The organism is Streptococcus sanguinis (assembly GCF_050234405.1).
GTDB classification, from domain to species: Bacteria; Bacillota; Bacilli; order Lactobacillales; family Streptococcaceae; genus Streptococcus; species Streptococcus sanguinis_W.
Genome location: NZ_CP092117.1, coordinates 1,230,598 through 1,250,003, shown reverse-complemented (window position 1 = coordinate 1,250,003; position 19,406 = coordinate 1,230,598). Strand labels below are relative to the sequence as shown.

The 19,406-nt window shown below is 42.6% G+C and carries 19 protein-coding genes; 16 read left to right on the top strand and 3 right to left on the bottom strand.

All coding sequences use genetic code 11. The features are described from left to right. Window positions 1-25 precede the first annotated feature (25 nt). From MFP28_RS06320 to sdbB, 7 genes are all read left to right on the top strand, one after another. Window positions 26-346, top strand: coding sequence for a hypothetical protein (locus MFP28_RS06320; RefSeq protein ID WP_002906618.1), 321 nt, complete (start codon window positions 26-28; stop codon window positions 344-346). 70 nt (window positions 347-416) lie between these two features. Beyond that, window positions 417-980: a redoxin family protein gene (locus MFP28_RS06315; RefSeq protein WP_002897617.1), complete on the top strand. Its 564-nt coding sequence runs from the start codon at window positions 417-419 to the stop codon at window positions 978-980. Between the two features lie 15 nt (window positions 981-995). Continuing rightward, complete coding sequence (msrB, locus tag MFP28_RS06310) at window positions 996-2,105, top strand: peptide-methionine (R)-S-oxide reductase MsrB (protein WP_002906617.1); 1,110 nt, start codon at window positions 996-998, stop codon at window positions 2,103-2,105. 59 nt (window positions 2,106-2,164) lie between these two features. Next, complete coding sequence (locus MFP28_RS06305) at window positions 2,165-2,899, top strand: response regulator transcription factor (RefSeq protein ID WP_032909539.1); 735 nt, start codon at window positions 2,165-2,167, stop codon at window positions 2,897-2,899. Further along, window positions 2,896-4,599 carry a cache domain-containing sensor histidine kinase gene (locus MFP28_RS06300; RefSeq protein ID WP_002906615.1) on the top strand — a complete coding sequence of 568 codons (1,704 nt, stop codon included), beginning with the start codon at window positions 2,896-2,898 and terminating at the stop codon, window positions 4,597-4,599. Before MFP28_RS06305 ends, MFP28_RS06300 begins: the two co-directional genes overlap by 4 nt. A 222-nt stretch (window positions 4,600-4,821) precedes the next feature. Next, entirely contained in the window at window positions 4,822-5,529 is a 708-nt protein-coding gene (gene ccdA2, locus MFP28_RS06295; RefSeq protein ID WP_002906613.1) for a thiol-disulfide oxidoreductase-associated membrane protein CcdA2, read from the top strand. A 16-nt stretch (window positions 5,530-5,545) separates the two neighbouring features. After that, window positions 5,546-6,121, top strand: coding sequence for a thiol-disulfide oxidoreductase-associated lipoprotein SdbB (gene sdbB, locus MFP28_RS06290; protein ID WP_002906611.1), 576 nt, complete (start codon window positions 5,546-5,548; stop codon window positions 6,119-6,121). A gap of 50 nt (window positions 6,122-6,171) precedes the next feature. On the opposite strand, the gene MFP28_RS06285 is transcribed toward sdbB, so the two are convergent. From MFP28_RS06285 to MFP28_RS06275, 3 genes are all read right to left on the bottom strand, one after another. Further along, window positions 6,172-7,416: an NAD(P)H-dependent oxidoreductase gene (locus MFP28_RS06285; protein ID WP_002904464.1), complete on the bottom strand. Its 1,245-nt coding sequence runs from the start codon at window positions 7,414-7,416 to the stop codon at window positions 6,172-6,174. 17 nt (window positions 7,417-7,433) lie between these two features. Further along, complete coding sequence (locus tag MFP28_RS06280; protein ID WP_002906610.1) at window positions 7,434-8,039, bottom strand: NADPH-dependent FMN reductase; 606 nt, start codon at window positions 8,037-8,039, stop codon at window positions 7,434-7,436. Between the two features lie 168 nt (window positions 8,040-8,207). Further along, the gene (locus tag MFP28_RS06275) at window positions 8,208-9,143 is read right to left on the bottom strand and encodes an FAD:protein FMN transferase (protein ID WP_002906608.1); all 936 of its coding nucleotides are present in this window, start codon (window positions 9,141-9,143) and stop codon (window positions 8,208-8,210) included. Between the two features lie 258 nt (window positions 9,144-9,401). On the opposite strand from MFP28_RS06275, the gene nox reads away from it, so the two are divergent. The 9 genes from nox to MFP28_RS06230 all read left to right on the top strand — a co-directional run bounded on the left by nox (window position 9,402) and on the right by MFP28_RS06230 (window position 19,372). Next, on the top strand, window positions 9,402-10,778 hold the full coding sequence (gene nox, locus MFP28_RS06270; RefSeq protein ID WP_002906607.1) for a H2O-forming NADH oxidase: 1,377 nt from the start codon (window positions 9,402-9,404) through the stop codon (window positions 10,776-10,778). Between the two features lie 149 nt (window positions 10,779-10,927). Then, a complete protein-coding gene (locus tag MFP28_RS06265) occupies window positions 10,928-12,484 on the top strand; it encodes a ClC family H(+)/Cl(-) exchange transporter (protein ID WP_002906606.1) in 1,557 nt (518 codons plus the stop codon). Between the two features lie 118 nt (window positions 12,485-12,602). Beyond that, a complete protein-coding gene (efeO, locus tag MFP28_RS06260; RefSeq protein WP_002906605.1) occupies window positions 12,603-13,475 on the top strand; it encodes an iron uptake system protein EfeO in 873 nt (290 codons plus the stop codon). A 4-nt stretch (window positions 13,476-13,479) separates the two neighbouring features. Further along, window positions 13,480-14,688: an iron uptake transporter deferrochelatase/peroxidase subunit gene (gene efeB / locus MFP28_RS06255; protein WP_002906604.1), complete on the top strand. Its 1,209-nt coding sequence runs from the start codon at window positions 13,480-13,482 to the stop codon at window positions 14,686-14,688. Further along, entirely contained in the window at window positions 14,666-16,366 is a 1,701-nt protein-coding gene (locus tag MFP28_RS06250; protein WP_002906603.1) for an FTR1 family protein, read from the top strand. Before efeB ends, MFP28_RS06250 begins: the two co-directional genes overlap by 23 nt. Next, complete coding sequence (gene tatC, locus MFP28_RS06245; protein ID WP_002906602.1) at window positions 16,359-17,075, top strand: twin-arginine translocase subunit TatC; 717 nt, start codon at window positions 16,359-16,361, stop codon at window positions 17,073-17,075. The genes MFP28_RS06250 and tatC overlap by 8 nt, the downstream gene beginning before the upstream one ends. Continuing rightward, on the top strand, window positions 17,075-17,263 hold the full coding sequence (locus MFP28_RS06240) for a twin-arginine translocase TatA/TatE family subunit (protein WP_002906601.1): 189 nt from the start codon (window positions 17,075-17,077) through the stop codon (window positions 17,261-17,263). Before tatC ends, MFP28_RS06240 begins: the two co-directional genes overlap by 1 nt. Before the next feature lie 69 nt (window positions 17,264-17,332). Beyond that, window positions 17,333-17,914 carry a xanthine phosphoribosyltransferase gene (locus tag MFP28_RS06235; RefSeq protein ID WP_032915927.1) on the top strand — a complete coding sequence of 194 codons (582 nt, stop codon included), beginning with the start codon at window positions 17,333-17,335 and terminating at the stop codon, window positions 17,912-17,914. Window positions 17,915-18,028: 114 nt separating this feature from the next. Beyond that, entirely contained in the window at window positions 18,029-19,372 is a 1,344-nt protein-coding gene (locus tag MFP28_RS06230) for an MATE family efflux transporter (protein WP_002906599.1), read from the top strand. Window positions 19,373-19,406: the final 34 nt, after the last annotated feature.

Below are 19,406 nucleotides of genomic sequence, written 5' to 3'. Positions count from 1 at the left end.
ATTATATAATTAAAGGAGACACATCATGAAAAAAATCACTACACTTACAATCGCTGCACTTAGTATCTTTGTCCTAGCAGCCTGCTCTAATCAAAAATCAGATTCTGATATGAAGAAGACGGATGACAGTAGCATGATGAAGAAAGATGATATGAAAAAAGACGATATGAAGAAGGAGAATATGAAAGACTCCAGCATGTCTGATGATAAAATGAAAAAGGATGACATGAAGGACTCTTCTATGATGTCCGACAGTAAGTCTGACATGAAAGATGATATGAAATCAAGCGATTCGAGCATGAAGGATGACATGAAAGATTCATCCGAAATGTCATCTGACAAATAAGAATTCCACCATAGGAAAGAAAGTCGTCAGTTTTGTCGGCTTTCTCCTTATTTTGAAAGGAAAGAAAACAATGAAGAAGTTATCAATATTGACTATCAGTCTGCTTTGTGTCGGCTTTTTGGGAGCCTGTTCAAATCAGAAGATGAACTCAGAAGTTTCTAAAAGTGATAAAAGCAATATGCAAACAAAAGCTGATTCTGGGCAATCTACCAAGATGGCAAAAGACTTTAGCCTGCAAGGTGTGGACGGCAAGACCTACAAGTTATCTGATTTCAAAGGCAAGAAAGTATACCTTAAGTTTTGGGCTTCTTGGTGCTCTATCTGTCTATCTACACTTGGTGATACCAATGATTTGGCTAAGGAGCAGTCAGGAAAAGATTATGTTGTCCTGACGGTGGTGTCTCCGACTTTTAATGGAGAAAAGTCTGCCGATGACTTCAAGGAATGGTACAAATCTTTGGATTATAAAGACTTCCCAGTTCTCATGGACACCAAGGGTGAATTGCTGAAAGAATACGGGATTCGCTCTTATCCATCTGCACTTTTCGTAGGCAGCGACGGTTCTCTTGCCAAGACGCATATTGGCTACATGAGCAAGGAAGATATTGAGAAAACATTGAAAGAAATCAAGTAAAAAGGAGCAATAAACATGGAAGGAAAATGGAAGATTCTTCTGGTTCTGCTTGGCTTGCTTGTCTGCTTTGGACTGGTCTATGTGATTGCGGGGAATGGTAAGCAATCGTCACCTGAACAGATCAAGAAAGCTTCAATGAGCAAGACAGAAGCGGTAGCCAAACAAAAGACAGAAGATGTCAAGGAAGAAGACAAGCGGGAGATTTATCTGGCTGGCGGCTGTTTCTGGGGAGTAGAAGAGTACTTTTCTCGTGTGCCAGGTGTAATCGATGCAGTGTCGGGATACGCAAATGGTAAGGGTGACACGACCAAATATGAATTAGTTTCCCAAACTGGTCATGCTGAGACTGTTCACATTACTTACAATGCCAAGAAAATTTCGCTAAAAGAAATTCTGCTTCACTATTTCCGCATTATTGATCCAACTTCTAAAAACAAGCAGGGAAATGATCAGGGTACCCAGTATCGGACAGGCGTCTACTATACGGACGAAGCTGATCTTGAGACTATTAATCAGGTCTTTGATGAGGTTGCTAAGAAATACGATAAGCCTTTAGCTGTCGAAAAAGAAGCTCTGAAAAACTTTATCAAGGCAGAAGATTATCATCAGGATTACCTAAAAAAGAATCCTAATGGATATTGCCATATCGATGTCAATCAAGCTGCTTACCCTGTTATCGAAGCTAGTCGCTATCCTAAGCCTAGCGATGAAGAGATTAAGGCTAAACTCTCGCCAGAAGAATACGCAGTCACACAAAAGAATGATACAGAGCGGGCTTTTTCTAACCGCTATTGGGATAAGTTCGATGCTGGTATCTACGTGGATGTGGTGACGGGAGAGCCTCTCTTTTCATCAAAGGATAAGTTTGACTCAGGCTGCGGTTGGCCGAGTTTCACACGTCCTATCAGTCCAGATGTTGCGACTTACAAAGAAGACAAGAGTTTCAACATGACACGGACGGAAGTTCGTAGCCGAGTTGGAAATTCACATCTGGGCCATGTTTTCACAGACGGCCCTAAGGACAAGGGCGGCTTGCGCTATTGCATCAATAGTCTGTCCATTAAGTTCATTCCAAAAGCTGAGATGGAGGAGAAGGGCTACGGCTATCTTTTGGATTATGTTTAAGAGCATTTTGATTGAAAATTTGCTATAATAAATCCAGTATAAATAAGGAGTTGAATCTTGTGTATTCAATTATGATTGTAGAGGATGAGTATCTGGTAAGACAGGGGATTGCGTCCTTGGTAAACTATGAGCAGTTTGGTATGCAAGTTATTGCCCAGGCTGAAAATGGAATAGAAGCTTGGCAGAAATTTCAGGAAAATCCTGCTGACATCCTGCTGACCGATATCAACATGCCACAGATGAACGGTCTCGAACTGGCCAAGCTAGTCAGAGACCAGGCTCCTAAGTGCCATATCGTTTTTCTGACGGGATATGATGATTTTGACTATGCTCGGACGGCCATTAAGCTCGGTGCAGATGACTATCTTCTCAAGCCATTTTCCAAGGATGATGTTGAGGAAATGTTGGCCAAGGTGCAGACCAAGCTTGATAAAGAACGCAAAAGAGCCCAGATTCAAAACTTAGTCGATCAGGGACAGCGCTCTGAGTTGGAAGAGGCGATTCATGCGCGTCTAGCTGATTCAGAATTAAGCCTGAAAAGTTTGGCTTTCCAATTGGGGTTTAGTCCGTCCTACCTAAGTGTTCTTATCAAAAAAGAACTAGGCTTGCCCTTTCAAGATTATCTGATCCAAGAGCGGATGAAAAAAGCAAAACTCTTACTCCTGACTACAGATTTGAAGATTTATGAAATAGCAGAGCAGGTAGGTTTTGAAGATATGAACTATTTTTCTCAGCGTTTCAAGCAGGTGGTCGGGCTGACACCTCGACAGTTTAAAAAAGGAGAGGAGAAATGAAACGATATCCGCTTCTTATCCAGTTGATTGTCTATATTTTTCTGCTGGTTCTTTTACTCTTGGGGTTTGTTGGGAGTCTTTACTATCAGACTAGCTCGGGGACTATTAGGCAGCTGACAGAGCGGACGACGCGAAATAGCATGGAGCAAAGCGGACAGTTCATTGCTTCCTATTTGCAGAAATTAAAGCAAACTACATCTACACTGAGCAAGGAAGAAACGATTCGGAAGTTTGCTCAGAATCAAGAAAGTAGTGAAAGGTCAGTACAGGCTTTGATGAAAACCATCATTGAAACAGATCCGGATTTGGTGTCGGCAGTATTGGTTACCAAGGACGGGCGCGTGGTCTCAACAGATTCTCAAATCAGCATGCAGACATCCTCTGATATGATGAATGAAAAATGGTATCAGGAAGCTATCCATACCAGGGCCATGCCTGTCTTGACTCCTGCTCGGAAAGAATCTCTGTCATCAGAGAAGGAGAAGTGGGTTGTTTCTGTCACTCAGGAAGTAGTAGATGAAGCAGGGCAGAATCTCGGTGTTTTACGTTTGGATATCGGCTATAAGAGTCTCAAAGCCTATCTGGATCGGCTTCAGCTAGGAAAGAAGGGTTTTAGCTTTATTGTCAATAGCCAGCATGAATTTGTCTATCATCCTAAGAAGAGTGTTTATTCCTCTAGTCAGGAAATGAAAGCTATGCAGTCCTATATCTCGGTCAAGGACGGTTACGCAGACCAGAAGCAGGCGTTTGTCTATCAGATTGATATCGCAGACAGCGACTGGACTTTAATTGGCGTTGCCTCTTTGGAGCAATTGCAAATGCTTCAGTCACAGATGCTTTATTCTTTTGTGGGAATGGGTGTTTTAGCACTCCTGATGTGCTTAACTGGTATTTGGTTTGTCCTGCGTTTGTGGATTAAGCCTCTCCAGAATCTACAAGCAGTTATTCTGAAGATTGGAGCAGGCGACTCAAATCTGCGAGCGGAAGCTAAGGGTTCTCCAGAGTTGGTTGACTTGGCTCAGCAGTTCAATAAAATGCTGGACCAAATTGAACAACTAATGGAAGCTGTCAAGGCTGAAGAACAAAATGTCCGCCGCTATGAGCTCCGAGCTCTCTCAGCTCAAATCAATCCCCATTTCCTTTATAATACCTTGGATACGATTGTCTGGATGGCTGAGTTTAATGACAGCAAACGTGTTGTTGAGGTAACAAAATCACTCGCTCAATATTTCCGCTTGGCGCTCAATCAAGGACATGAACAGATTGCTCTCAAAGATGAGATTGATCACGTTCGTCAGTATCTCTTTATCCAGAAGCAGCGCTATGGTGATAAGCTCCAGTATGAGATTGAAGAGGATGAATCTCTAGCTGATTATAAACTGCCCAAGCTGGTACTACAGCCCTTGGTTGAAAATGCCATCTACCATGGTATCAAGGAAATTGACCGACAAGGCATGATTAGAGTGACATCGGCAGTAGAAGAAGGACAACTGATATTGTCTATCTATGATAACGGCCGCGGCTTTGATGTCAACACCTCTATGGATGCGACTCTCCTTCGCTTAGGTGGTGTCGGCCTGAAAAATGTTGATCAACGTTTAAGATTGCAGTTTGGAGACGACTACCATATGGAAATCCAGTCCGAACCAGATAAATTTACCCAGATTAGTCTTTATTTGCCGCTAGTTACAGATGATTAGGTCTATTAAGTTTTAAAATATTCAAGCCGGTAGAACTTTCTCCGGCTTTTTACTGTTTGAAAAAACTGTACTGGTTTTGCTGTTCATCAAGCGAAATTTTCTCTTTTCCTAGTCTCATGAGTTTGCAAGAAAATTACCGTAGCCGATTTGTGAAAAATCTATAAGATTCATTTATAATGATAAGTGAATGTATTTTCTACGTAAGTAGTTAGAGGAGAGAAAATGGAATCACCTTTATTTTTTGTGTCAGTTTTTTTAGCTGGTATTTTGTCCTTCTTTTCCCCTTGTATTTTTCCTTTGTTGCCGGTTTATATTGGCATTTTATTGGATGACAAGGAGGTCAAGACCCTAAAAGTATTTGGCCGGGAGCTTGCTTGGCAAGGCATGGTCAGAACGCTCTTTTTCATTGCAGGCATCTCGACAGTCTTCTTTTTGCTTGGCTTTGGAGCTGGATTTTTAGGAACTATTATTTACAGTCCGACCTTTCGTTATGTGATGGGCAGCCTCATCATTCTGCTAGGTCTGCATCAGATGGAGCTTATTAATATTCGTCAGTTACAGATTCAAAAGAGCTTGACTTTCAAAAAGAACGGTCAGAAACATCATTTTTGGTCTGCTTTCTTACTGGGGATTACCTTTAGCTTTGGTTGGACTCCCTGCATCGGTCCGATTCTCAGCTCAGTCCTGGCTTTAGCAGCTTCGGGTGGAAATGGTGCTTTTCAGGGAGCAATTTTGACCTTGATTTACACTTTAGGAATGGCTCTGCCTTTCCTAATCCTAGCTTTGGCATCTAGCTTTGTTATGCAGTATTTTAATAAAATCAAGCCTTATATGGGTCTGATGAAGAAAATCGGCGGAGCCCTGATTATTCTGATGGGAATTCTGCTGATGTTAGGACAGCTTAATGCCCTGTCTGGACTTTTTGGATAAAAGGAGAGAAAGAAATATGAAAAAATTCGTTACATTATTAGCAACTGTGTCAGCTGTAGCCTTTTTGGCAGCCTGCTCAGAACAGGAAGAGAAGCCTATGACTATGCCTACAACCAGTAGTTCATCTAGCGAAGTTGCTCAGACAAGTACAGTCGCCCAAGCAGCTGTCGGTCAAGAGGCGCCTGACTTTACTTTGCAGTCTATGGATGGAAAAACAGTCAAACTTTCTGACTACAAAGGCAAGAAAGTTTATCTAAAATTCTGGGCTTCTTGGTGTGGACCTTGTAAGAAGAGTATGCCAGAATTGGTCGAATTGGCTGGTAAAACAGATCGTGATTTTGAAATCTTGACAGTTGTAGCACCAGGTCTCCAAGGAGAGAAGTCTGTCGAGGAATTTCCAAAATGGTTTCAAGAACAAGGTTATAAAGATGTACCAGTTCTATTTGATACTTCAGGAGAAATTTTCCAAGCCTATCAGATCCGCAGTATCCCGACTGAATTCCTCATTGACAGTCAAGGGAAAATCGGTAAAATCCAGTTTGGAGCTATCAGTAATGCTGATGCAGAAGCAGCTTTCAAGGAAATGAAATAAAGCGAAAAAAGAATGGACTTATGATCCATTCTTTTTAGTTTGTAAGGTAATTAAGCGCTAGCACCTGAAGTTGCATCAGCTCCTCCGTCTCCATGACCTCCATCGCCTCCAGCATCAGAAGCACCAGAAGTAGCGTCTGCGTCTCCATGACCTCCGGCAGGAGCAAATGGTCCGCTGCCTCCAACCAAACGTTGGCCAGTCTCTTTTAAGTACCAGTCAAGCCATGGTTGGAAATTAAAGACGATTTCATTGATACCTGCGTATGATCCGTCTGGATAGTACATAGCTTGGTAGTTGTGGGTATTGATAACGCCTGCAGGTGAACCTGGGACGATTGTACGTACGTATTCTTGGTTTCCGTTGCGAAGTGTTCCGATAACCCACTCTACATTCTTCATCCGAGCTGGTGGAAGAGAACCATGAACGGTTGACATGCGGCTACCTGATTGAGGTGGCACACGTTTGGCAAACATGGTGTCTGGATCTTGGTGGGCGTTGTTGTAGTAAAGGAACTGGTTGTTATCGTCAGCGTATGTCAATTCAAATGGCATAGCTTTTAAGAACATATCAATTTGATTAACAGTCAAGATACCATGGTCCAGTTTGACATAAGTATCACCTGAAACAGCGCCAGTGATTGCTGCGACTTTTTCTACCCATTCTGGATCATCTGGATCAACTTCCGTAATTGTCGTAGCGATTGGTTTTCCGCAGTCTAAGTCTTCAGGTTCAATTGGTTTTGGTTTTTTCAATTTTGAAACGACCTCTACATATTTGATAAAATTATCTAAGCATGTTTCAAGGAAATTCACAGTTCCTTCGTTGGTGATATTGCCATCATTGTCAAAAGCTTCTTTGGCTTTGCCCAGCAAGAACTCATTGCCTGGAAGGGTGTAAGCATTGACACCAGGTGCGTCTAGGATTTTACGCAGGTGAACTTGAGCGCGAGATGTTCCTTGGTCGTAGTAAGAAGCACCAACAATCATGACAGGCTTGTTTTCGAAAGGATGAACCTCGTAAGAGAGCCATTCTAAGACACTCTTCAAAGGAGCGCTGATAGTATGATTGTGCTCAGGGGTTGCGATGATGACACCGTCTGCACGTGTGATTTTGTTATACAAATAACGCAACTGGAAACTTTCATCCCATTTTTCATCCTGGTTAAACATTGGGACTTCATCGATTTCTAAGACTTCCAATTCAAATTTAATTTTGAACTGACGACGGATGAATTCCAATAATTTTCGGTTATATGATTGTTCGTAGTTTGATCCTACAATTCCAACAAATTTCATTCTTTCAGTCTCCTATCTTACAATTTTTCCCAGTTAAATTCTTCAGCATCTTTGCGAAGCAATTCTTGTGCGTTGCGCAATTTTTCAGTGATTTTGACAAAGATACGGAAGTCATCAAAGATAGCATCCAATTTTTTGACAACGTCAAGATCTACCAAGTCTCCGCTTTGATCAAAAGCTTGAAGAGAATGTGAAAGCAAGAACTCATCTGGAAGAACAGTTGCCTTGATTTCTGGAGCGTTCAAAATTTGACGGAGCTGCAATTGGGCACGAGAGGAGCCAAGTGTACCATAAGAAGCACCAGTGATCATGACAGGTTTGTTCAGCAATGGATAGATTCCGTAAGAAAGCCAAGCCAGAGCATTCATGAGTACAGCTGGGATAGAGTGGTCATACTCGGGTGTTCCAATGAGCACCCCGTCCGCAGCATCGATTTTTTCGGCAATTTCTGATACCAACTCAGGGACATTTCTGTCAGCAGGTTTATTAAACATTGGGATATCTTTAATCTCTACTAGCTCGATTTCAGCCTTGTCAGCGAAGTGCTTAGACATATATTGAAGAAGTTGCCGGTTTGTAGAACGGTTAGAATTTGTTCCAACAATTGCAATAAGTTTTAACATAAAATTTCCTTTCTGAAATGAAGATACAAATCCCTCGTAGGTGCATTTATTTTTCTTAAGGCAAGTAAAAACCTGAAGAAAAAGAGGGTGTTTTTAAATGGGCATGTTTATAAAAGCTAGAGCGATAGAGTTACCGCTTAGTGTGGCAGCAAATTTATCACTTTTGAATTAAGAAGCAGGAATTATCTGCTCTAAAAGGCCTGAGCTGAAGAAGAGCTGACTGTCTTGGGTGATAATCAAGGCTTCAATCCCTGCTTGCTCTTCAATCTGGGACAGAATCGATGTCGGACTTTCGCCAAATAAACGAGTTGTCCAGATTTCGCCATCTACGGACTTGTCTGAAACAATGGTCAGACTAGCCAATTGATTTTCGATAGGATAGCCTGTTTTGCGGTCCAGAATGTGATGGTAGTTTTGCCCTTCAACTCTAAGGGTTCGCTCGTAGATTCCTGATGTGACCACTGATTGATTAGTGACAGCTAAGATAGCTGAGTGCTTGCCACGAGGCTGCTTGGGATTTTGGATGCCAATTCGCCAGGCGCGCTGGCTGACTGCATTTTGCCCAATCGTCAGAACATTGCCACCGAGATTGATAAGAGCAGAAGTCACTCCCTGACTCAGAAAATAGTCCTTAATTTTATCAGCGATATAGCCTTTAGCCAAAGCGCCTAGATCCAGCTTCATACCTTTCTTAGCCAAAAAGACACTACGGTCTTCTGGATTCAGTGCAAGCAAGTTTGGGTCAGTCAGGCTCAGAACTTGCTGAATCTCCTCTGTACTTGGGAGCCGGGCGTCTGAAAATCCTATCCGCCAAGTCTGGACTAGAGGGCCGATTGTGATATTTAAGTGGCTGCCTTTTGCTAAGCTGTGATATTTTCCCAGCTCAATCAGCTCAAAAAGCTCTGGATGAACTGAGACGCTTTTAACTCCTGCCAAATGGTTGATAGTCATAAGTTCAGAGTCTTCATCATTGGCACTGAAGCGATTTTTATAGACATGAAGCAGTTGGACCACCTCATCTAAGAGTATTTCCGCTCGCTCATGATAGAGAGAGATGCAAATTGTACTCCCCATCAAATGAAGCGAGCGAGAAGCGAAGTCCACATTATCACAACCTTTCTAAAATTAACCTCTCTGACCTTATTATATCAAAAAGATACCGGTTTCACAATCTTAAAATTGTTATATTTTCAGAAAATTAACTTTCGCACAAAGCTGTATTTTCGAAGCGATGAGACAGCGGTAGTATAGCTTTTTAGGCTGTATAAGAATTTTTGAAAATTTCGAGCAAATTTCTTGTAAACGCTCACAGGAGATGATATACTTGTCTAGTAAATTATAAATTAAGGTAGGACTATTCTTATGAGTAAAATCGTTGTAGTTGGTGCAAACCACGCAGGTACAGCGTGTATTAATACAATGTTGGATAATTATGGTGCAGAAAATGAAGTAGTTATTTTTGACCAAAACTCAAACATTTCATTCTTGGCATGCGGAATGGCCCTTTGGATTGGACAGCAAATCAGCAAGCCAGATGGACTTTTTTATGCAGATAAAGAAACTTTTGAAGCAAAAGGCGCAAAAGTTTATATGAATTCACCAGTTGAGTCAATTGATTATGATGCGAAAAAAGTTACAGCTATTGTAGACGGTAAAGAGCATGTAGAATCTTATGACAAATTGATTTTGGCAACAGGTTCTCAGCCAATTCTGCCTCCGATTAAAGGTGCTGAGATGGATCCTAACAGTCGCGAATTTAAGTCAACCTTGGAAAATCTGCAGTTTGTTAAATTGTATCAAAATGCTGCAGATGTTATTGAGAAATTGCAAGACAAGAGCAAACATATCGAACGTGTGGCAGTAGTAGGAGCTGGTTACATTGGGGTTGAGTTGGCAGAAGCCTTCAAGCGCCTAGGTAAAGAAGTGATTCTGATTGATGTTGTGGATACTTGCTTGGCAGGTTACTATGACCACGACTTGTCTGAAATGATGCGTCAAAATCTTGAAGACAATGGTGTTCAATTAGCCTTCGGTCAAACTGTTCAGGCTATTGAAGGTGAAAGCAAGGTAGAACGTATTGTAACGGATAAGGCTAGCTATGATGTAGATATGGTTGTTCTGGCGGTTGGTTTCCGTCCAAACACTGGTCTTGGTGCTGGCAAGTTGGAAACATTCCGCAATGGTGCTTTCTTGGTGGATAAGAAGCAAGAAACTAGCATCAAAGATGTTTATGCAATCGGTGACTGTGCAACTGTTTATGATAACTCTATCAATGATACAAATTACATCGCTTTGGCTTCTAACGCCCTGCGCTCTGGTATCGTAGCAGCTCATAATGCTTGCGGTCATGAATTGGAGTCTAATGGTGTTCAAGGTTCTAACGGTATCGAAATCTTTGGTTTGAAGATGGTTTCAACTGGTCTGACAGAAGAAAAAGCTAAACGCTTTGGTTATAGCCCAGCTGTGGTTGAGTTTAAAGATACTCAAAAACCAACTTTCCTTGAAAAGGTTGAGCATCATGATGTTACAATTAAGATTGTCTATGATAAGGACACGCGTGTAGTTCTTGGGGCTCAGATGGTTTCTAGAGAGGATATGTCTATGGGGATTCACATGTTCTCATTGGCCATTCAGGAAAAGGTTACAATTGATAAATTGGCCTTGCTGGATCTTTTCTTCCTGCCACACTTCAACAAACCGTACAACTACATTACTCAAGCAGCTTTGCGCGCTAAATAAGAAAATAAGTAAGTCTGGGACAATTCCTAGACTTTTTTGTATAGAGCCTTAAAAAAGAAAACTGAAAGAAGAAATTTTTACTTCATCTGTTTATCAGGCCTGCTTTGTGCTAAAATAGTGGTAAAGTAAATATTTAGAGGAGATTGGGAATGGCAAAAGAAGCTAGCTCACGTGAGGACGACATCAAGAGAGAATTTAATTTCGCAACTCATTCAATTATTTCCCAGGTTTTGCGTGGTGTCTTAGTTGGGATTTTTGCTGGACTGGTAGTGGGCGTTTTTCGCTTTCTGATTGAAAAAATCTTTCATTTAGTGCAGGATGTCTACCATTGGAGTCAGCAGTCTATGCTTTGGTTGCTGGCTTTGGTGTTCCTTTATGCTTTCATCGTCTTGCTCAACGCTCGCTGGGTAAAGTCGGAGAAAAATATCAAGGGATCAGGTATTCCGCAGGTCGAAGCAGAGCTGAAGGGCCTGATGTCGCTTTCTTGGTGGAGTGTTCTCTGGAAGAAATTTGTATTGGGGATTTTAGCCATTTCAAGCGGTCTGATGTTGGGTCGAGAAGGACCAAGTATTCAGTTGGGTGCTATGAGCGGCAAAGGCGTCTCTAAATTTCTGAATTTGAGTGCCGCTGAGGAGAGAGCGCTCATTGCTAGCGGTGCGGCGGCAGGCTTAGCAGCAGCTTTTAATGCACCAATCGCAGGACTGCTATTCGTGGTAGAAGAAGTTTACCGCCATTTTTCACGCTTTTTCTGGGTTTCTACGCTAGCGGCCAGTCTAGTTGCGAACTTTGTCTCACTCTCCATGTTTGGACTGACGCCAGTGCTGGAGATGCCGGATAATATCCCGGTCATGAAGCTGGAGCAGTACTGGATCTACCTAGTCATGGGCTTGCTGCTGGGCTTGTCAGGCTATATTTATGAGAAAGTCATTTTGAATATTCAACAGGTTTACCAGTTTTTGGGGCGCTTGTTTCGAATTTCAGAAGCTTATTATCCTATTTTAGCCTTTGCTTTAATTCTTCCGATTGGTTATTTCCTGCCTCACTTGCTGGGTGGGGGCAATCAGTTGATTTTATCCTTGACCGCTAGTCATTATACTGTGGGAACCTTGCTCTTGTTTTTTGTTCTGCGTTTTGTTTGGAGCATGCTGAGTTACGGAAGCGGGCTGCCAGGTGGTATTTTCCTGCCTATCCTTGCTCTGGGTTCACTGCTTGGCAGAGCAATGGGGGCGGTCTGTCTGCAGCTAGGTTTGATTTCTCAGGAGCAATTTCCGATTTTCATTATTCTGGGTATGAGTGGCTACTTCGGTGCCATTTCTAAGGCTCCACTGACAGCCATGATTCTGGTCACAGAGATGGTCGGTGACATCCGTAATCTCATGCCGCTGGGACTGGTCACTCTGACTGCTTACATTATCATGGATCTGCTAAAAGGAGCGCCAGTCTATGAAGCCATGCTGGAAAAAATGTTACCAGACAGTATCGAGGACCAGGGAGATACAACTTTAATTGAAATCCCTGTTTCTGAAAAGATTGCTGGTCGGCAGGTGCATGAGCTAAACTTGCCTGATGGGGTCTTGATTACCATGAATGTCCACAAGGGAAAGACTCAAACGGTCAATGGTAGCACGCGCCTCTATCTGGGAGATACGATTTACTTGGTGCTGAAAAAGACGGAAATCGGAAAAATCAAAGAAGAGCTGCTTTAATGGTCTTAATATAGAGTTTTTGATTAAATTGTCAGACAATTTCTTGAAATATAAGAGAAAAACTGGTATAATTTACAGGAAATAATCTCTATCTAGGAGAGAAAACAAAGGAGTCACCATGAAAAAACTTGGCATCGTCCTATTTTCAACGGCAATTTTACTGACTGGCTGTGCAGCCAACAACTCTTCAAACAAGACTGGCTCAAGCAGTCAAGCGTCCAGCAGCCAAACGGCTGTCAATCAGAAAGAATTGGACAAGGCGACGGCGGATTACAAATCTTTTGTCCAAGGACAAATTGATCAGCTCCTGACAGATACGGAGAAGTTTCGTGATACCCTTAAAGAAGGCAAGCTTGATGAGGCTAAAAAGCAATATCCGCTTATCCGGATGGCCTACGAGCGCTCGGAGCCGATTGCTGAGAGCTTTGGTGAATCAGACGTTAAAATTGACTTCCGCTTAGTCGACTATGTGGATGAAAACAAGACCGAAGAAGGCTGGTCTGGTTTCCACCGCATCGAAAAAATCATGTGGGAGCAAAATACGACCAAAGGAACTGAAAGCTATGCTGATCAGCTGGTCAATGATATCAAGGAGCTAAAAGCTAAAATCGCAACAGTTGAAGTGACTCCGGATATGATGTTGACGGGCGCTGTTGACTTGCTCAATGAAGTAGCGACCAGCAAAATTACAGGTGAGGAAGAAGTATTCTCTCATACTGATCTCTATGATTTCCGAGCAAATATTGAAGGAGCAGAAAAGATTTTTGAGCTCTTCAAGCCATTGATTAAGGACAAGGATGAGAAGCTTGTCAAGACTTTGGAACTTGAGTTTAAAAATGTCAACGGTCTTTTAGACAAGCACATGACTGACTCGGAAAACTACAAGCTCTATACAGAATTGACAAAAGAAGACACCAAGGAGCTAGCAGAAGCTGTGACCAAACTGGGTGAGCCTCTTTCACAAATGGGAGTCATTCTAAACGGGGAGTAATCATATGACAAACGACGAAAAATGGTTTAATAAAAAGATGGATCGTCGTGAATTTCTTAAAAAAGCAGGGATTGGAGGCGCTGGTCTTGCACTGGGTGTCTCTGGTGCATCTGCTTTTTTAGCTAATCAGGAGAAAGAAGATAAGAAATTCGCTGACGGTGAGGAAGAAATCAGCTTTTATGGAGAGCATCAGGCGGGTATTACAACTCCGATGCAGAAGAATATCTACTTTGTTGTGTTGGATTTGCATACGACAGATAGGGAGACCATTATCCAGCTCTTCAAGGACTGGACAGCCTATAGCGAGAAGCTGGTAGATGGAGAATTGGTCAAAAAAGATAATTCCAATGCTCTTTTGCCGCCAACAGACACTGGAGAAACTGTCGGTCTCAACCCTTATCGACTGACCTTGACCTTTGGGGTATCAGCCTCTTTTCTGAAAAAAATGGGCTTATCAGACAAACGACCTAAAGCTTTTCGGGATTTGCCGCCTTTTCCAAAGGAGCAGCTTAAAGAAAAATATACTGGTGGCGATATTGTCATCCAAGCCTGTGCAGATGATGAGCAGGTGGCCTTTCATGCGGTCCGCAATTTGGTCCGCAAGGGGAGAAATGCCATCACTATGAGGTGGAGTCAGTCAGGCTTTGCTGCTATCGGAGACCGGATGTCAACACCTCGTAATCTCTTTGGATTTAAGGACGGCACAGCCAATGTGACCAAGGAAAAAGATTTTGACAAGGTCATTTGGTGCGACAGCAAGGACTGGATGCAGGGCGGCTCTTACATGGCTGTCCGCCGAATACAGATGTTCCTTGAGACCTGGGACCGGACCAATCTGCAGGAGCAGGAAAACACTTTTGGCCGCTATAAAGATAGCGGAGCGCCTTTTGGCAAGAAAGACGAGTTTGATGAGGTTGATTTGGACCTGTTGCCAGAGGATTCACATGTCCGTCTGGCCAAGGAGGTTGATAAACCCATATATCGTCGGTCTTACTCTTACTCGGACGGGATTGACGAAACTACTGGTCAGTTCGATACAGGACTGCTCTTTCTTTCCTTTCAGAAAGATCCAGACAGCTTTGTCAAAGTTCTGACTAATCTAGGCGCTCAAGATAAGATGAATGAATATGTCACGCATATTGGCAGTGGCTTGTTTGCCTGCTTTGGTGGAGTGAAAAAAGGAGAATACCTTGGTCAAAAATTATTTGAATAAAAGCTTACTTGTCTTGGGGTTCTTGCTGATCTTTTTGGCTAAGCCGGTTTTAGCGGATGATAGCTACAGCAGTCTATTCGTCAAAATTACTGATGCTGGCACTGCCGTCAAGCAGAAGGATCAGGAAAAAGCCAAGCAGCTAGTCGGAGAGATCAAGACTGACTTTGAAAGGGTGGCTAACCATGACTCAGCAGCGGGACAAGAGGTAAGTAAGGCACTAGACTTATCGGGTCAGGTGACTGAGGAGAAGTTGACACAGATTTCTTCTGCCCTCTTGAAATTTGAGAAAGAGCAGAATCCAGTCGACTTAGAGGCTGAGAAAAAGAAGCTTCTCAGTAAGCTAGAGCCAAAATTTGAAAATCTACAAAAGGCTATTAGTGCTAAGGATTTAGAAGCGACAAGAGAAGCATACAAGAAGATGAATAGCACCTGGACTACCAATGAAAGCGTGGTGCGAGACAACAGCACAGCTCATTATGGCAAGGTAGAAACAGCCATTTCATTCCTGCGCAGTGCCATTGAGACGGAGCCTACTAACTTTGACATGATTCAGTCTTCTTTTGATGATTTGAAAACCGCCATTGATAGTTTTGTCAAAGGAGAGAAAGTCCAAGAAACTGCTGGCAATCTGACGCTGAAAGATGGGATTAAGCTACTAGAGGAGGCTTTGAGTCTCTTCCAAAGCGGAGATGATAAAAAAGCCGCTACTAAGATGAAAGAGTTCATCACTATTTGGCCAACGATAGAAGGAGATGTCAGTGTCAATAACCCTTCGCTTTATACCAAGGTAGAGAGTCAGACGCCTGTTATTATGGTCAAGGGGAGCGAAGAGAAGTATCAAAAGCAGCTAGAATCCTTGATTAGTGAGTTGTCCCAGATTGACACAACAGCTTTCTATCATTTCTTTGATGCTATGCTGATTTTGCTGCGTGAGGGTGTAGAAGCGCTCTTGATCGTCATGGCTTTGATAACAACTCTGAAAGCCTCTAAGATGAAAAAAGGACTCAAATGGGTTTATGCCGGGGCAGCGAGTGGAGTTCTAGCCAGTGCTGTGATTGCAGCTTTATTGCAGTTTCTTTTCCCGGCAGTTGCTTCTGGATCCAATCGTGAGATTATCGAGGGTGCAGTGGGAATTTTCGCTGTCGTCATGATGATATTGGTTGGTATCTGGCTGCACAGCAAGGCATCTATTGAGAAATGGAATGACTTCATGGAAAGTCAAATGAAGGCTGTAACAGCCACAGGCAGTTTTCTTTCCATGTTTGCTCTTAGCTTTCTGGCAGTTTTCCGTGAAGGGGCTGAGACCATCCTCTTTTATGCAGGAATTCTGCCGCGCATCACTATGACTGATTTCCTTTTGGGAATCGGCTTGGCTGTTCTGGTCTTGGTCTTGCTGGCCTTTATCATGAGCAAGGCGTCTGGTCTTCTCAAGCCACACAGCATTTTCTTCTGGCTGACTTGGCTCATCTATGCCTTGGCCTTTAAAATGCTGGGCGTCAGCATCCATGCCCTTCAGCTGACCAATATCCTACAGACTCACTTAATCAATGGCTTTGTGACAGTAGACTGGATGGGGATTTATCCAAGCCTAGAAGTGGTAGTTAGTCAGGCCCTCTTTATCCTGCTAGTCGTTTATGTTAGCTTTAAAAATCAGAAAAGCGAGCAGCAGCATGGATAAAAAAGAGCAGACTATTATTGAGCATTTGATTGAGTTCAGACAGCGTTTTCTAGCGGTATTAGCTTGCTTCTTCGTGGTTTTTCTGGTTGGCTTGCTCTTTTCAGCCGATATTTATCGATGGCTGACCAGTAATTTTGAGCAGAATCTGCTGGTGTTAGGGCCGGATGACATCCTTTGGATTTATATCAGTCTGGCTAGTCTTGTCGCTTTTTCCCTGACCTTGCCATTTTTGGTTTATCAGGTGTGGGAGTTTGTCCGACCGGCTTTGCGGGCCAATGAAGCACGGGCTGTTTTCACTTATATCCCAGCTACCTTTCTCTGTTTTGTTCTGGGGCTGGCTTTCGGCTTTTACTTTGTGACTCCAGCTATTTTGAAGGTTTTGCTGTCGCTGGGTGAGGGCCTCTTTGAGACACGACTGACAGCGCAGAATTATCTTAGTTTCGTCTTTCATACCACTATTCCGATTGCTTGCCTTTTTGAGTTGCCGGTTCTGGTGTCCTTTTTGACTTCTATCGGTTTGCTCAATCCGAAATTTTTGGTAAAATATAGACGATACGCTTACTTCATTTTGCTGGTTTTAGCAGTTGTCCTGACACCGGCTGACTTTATCAGCGACTTGTCTATGACAGTGCCTTTGATTTTGCTCTATGAAGTCAGCATCCTGCTTAGTCGCATCATTTATCAAAGAAAATCAACGAGGAGAAATTAATGGGACTTTTAAAAGACATCGGAGTACCTGGGGTAATCATTATTGTTCTGGGAGCCCTACTTATTTTCGGACCAAAACGCCTGCCCGAACTGGGGCAATCTATCGGTAAAATGTTTTCAGAATTCAAAAAAGCAGTCAATCATGCTGGAGAAGAAGAAAAGACCGAGAATAAAAACGAAAAAGAGTAAAGGAAAAGCACGGATATCCGTGCTTTTTCTGCTAGAATCAAGATGGATTTTGGAAAGGAAGGAGGACGAATGAAAAAATTAGAAGAACGGATTCTCAGAGATGGACAAGTCTTAGGTGAAAATATCTTGAAAGTTGACTCTTTCCTGACTCATCAGGTTGATTTTTCATTGATGAAAGAGATTGGCCAGGTCTTTGCGGAGGCAGTAAAGGATGCAGGAATTACCAAGGTAGTGACCATTGAGGCTTCTGGTATTGCTCCGGCTGTTTACGTAGCAGAGGCACTGGGTCTACCAATGATTTTTGCTAAGAAGGCCAAAAACATCACAATGACAGAAGGGATTTTGACGGCTGAAGTTTATTCTTTTACCAAGCAAGTGACTTCGACCGTTTCGATTGCTGGGAAATTTCTCAACTCTGATGATAAAGTGCTGATTATTGACGATTTTTTGGCGAATGGTCAGGCAGCCAAGGGATTGATCACCATTATTGAGCAGGCTGGAGCACAGATTGAAGCAGTTGGCATTGTCATTGAAAAATCGTTTCAGGGTGGCCGTCAACTTTTGGAAACTGCTGGTTATCGTGTCCTTTCTTTGGCGCGAATCGCAGGATTTGATAAAGGGCAGATTGTCTTCACCGAGGCAGATATATAATTTCCTTTTCCTTTTGACTATCTGTCTGGCTTATAGTATAGTAAAGATAGTTGATATTCTAAAATCTAAGCTCATTGATTTTACTTGGGTAGAAAAAGTTTTTGAGGGATTTCTATGCACCAAACTCATAATTTAAATCAGCGGATGCGGCTCTTTATTTCTATTTTTTTGCCAATTTTGATCTACCAACTGGCCAATTTTTCAGCCTCATTTGTCGATACGACCATGACTGGCCAGTATGACACTCTGCATCTGGCTGGTGTTTCTATGGCAACTAGTCTTTGGATTCCATTTTTCGACCTGCTGATAGGGATTGTTTCGGCCTTGGTACCCATAATCGGGCATCATTTAGGACAGGGAAAAAAAGAAAAGATTGCTTCTGATTTTTATCAGTTTATTTATCTTTCTTTGGGGCTATCGCTAATTTTATTTGCCTTGGTATTTGTGGGCGCTCCTCTGGTTTTGGCCCACCTTGGCTTAGAGCCCTTGGTAGAAGGAGTAGCTAAGAACTATCTCTGGTATCTGGCGCTTGGTATTATTCCTCTTTTACTCTTTAGCACCATTCGTTCTCTGTTTGATGCTCTGGGGTTGACCAAGCTTTCCATGTATCTCATGCTCTTACTTTTACCTTTGAATGGCACTTTTAATTATGCCCTAATCTACGGAGCATTTGGTTTTCCAGAAATGGGCGGAGCTGGAGCTGGACTTGGGACTTCTTTGGCTTATTGGGGTTTGCTCCTCATATCCTTGTTAGTAGCAGCCAAACATCCAAAAGTTCGAGCCTATGAGCTATGGAAGATTCGACCGCTAGACAAAAAAGGCTTAATCGAAGGCATTCAACTTGGACTGCCTATTGGCGGAACGTTTTTTGCTGAAGTCGTGATTTTCTCGGTTGTTGGCCTGGTCATGGCTAAGTTTTCGTCTCTAATCATTGCCAGCCATCAGGCGGCCATGAATTTTTCAAACTTAATGTATGCCTTTCCTATGAGTATTTCAACTTCAATGTCCATCATTGTTTCTTATGAAATTGGAGCCAATCGTCCTGACGATGTTAAGAAATTCTGTAAACTTGGGCGGCTGACGGCCTTGGGAATTGCTGGATTTACCTTCCTCTTTCTCTATATCTTACGCGACCGTGTGGCTGCTCTCTATGGGTCGGATACCGAGTTTATCCATATGACATCTGTTTTTCTGACCTACAGCCTCTTTTTCCAATTAGCAGATACTTTTGCGGCTCCTTTGCAGGGTATTCTTCGGGGCTACAAGGATACTCAGGTGCCATTTTACTTAGGTTTGATTGCTTATTGGGGAGTTTCGCTGCCTCTGGGGCTCTTCTTAGATTACTATACTAGTTTAGGCCCTTATGGATACTGGATTGGTCTCATTGCCAGCTTGGTGACGAGTGGCATTCTCTTTCAGTGGCGGCTTAATCGTTTGGCTAAAAATATTACAAATTAAAGAGTGTTGGTTTGTCCCTTTAGGATAAATTAGT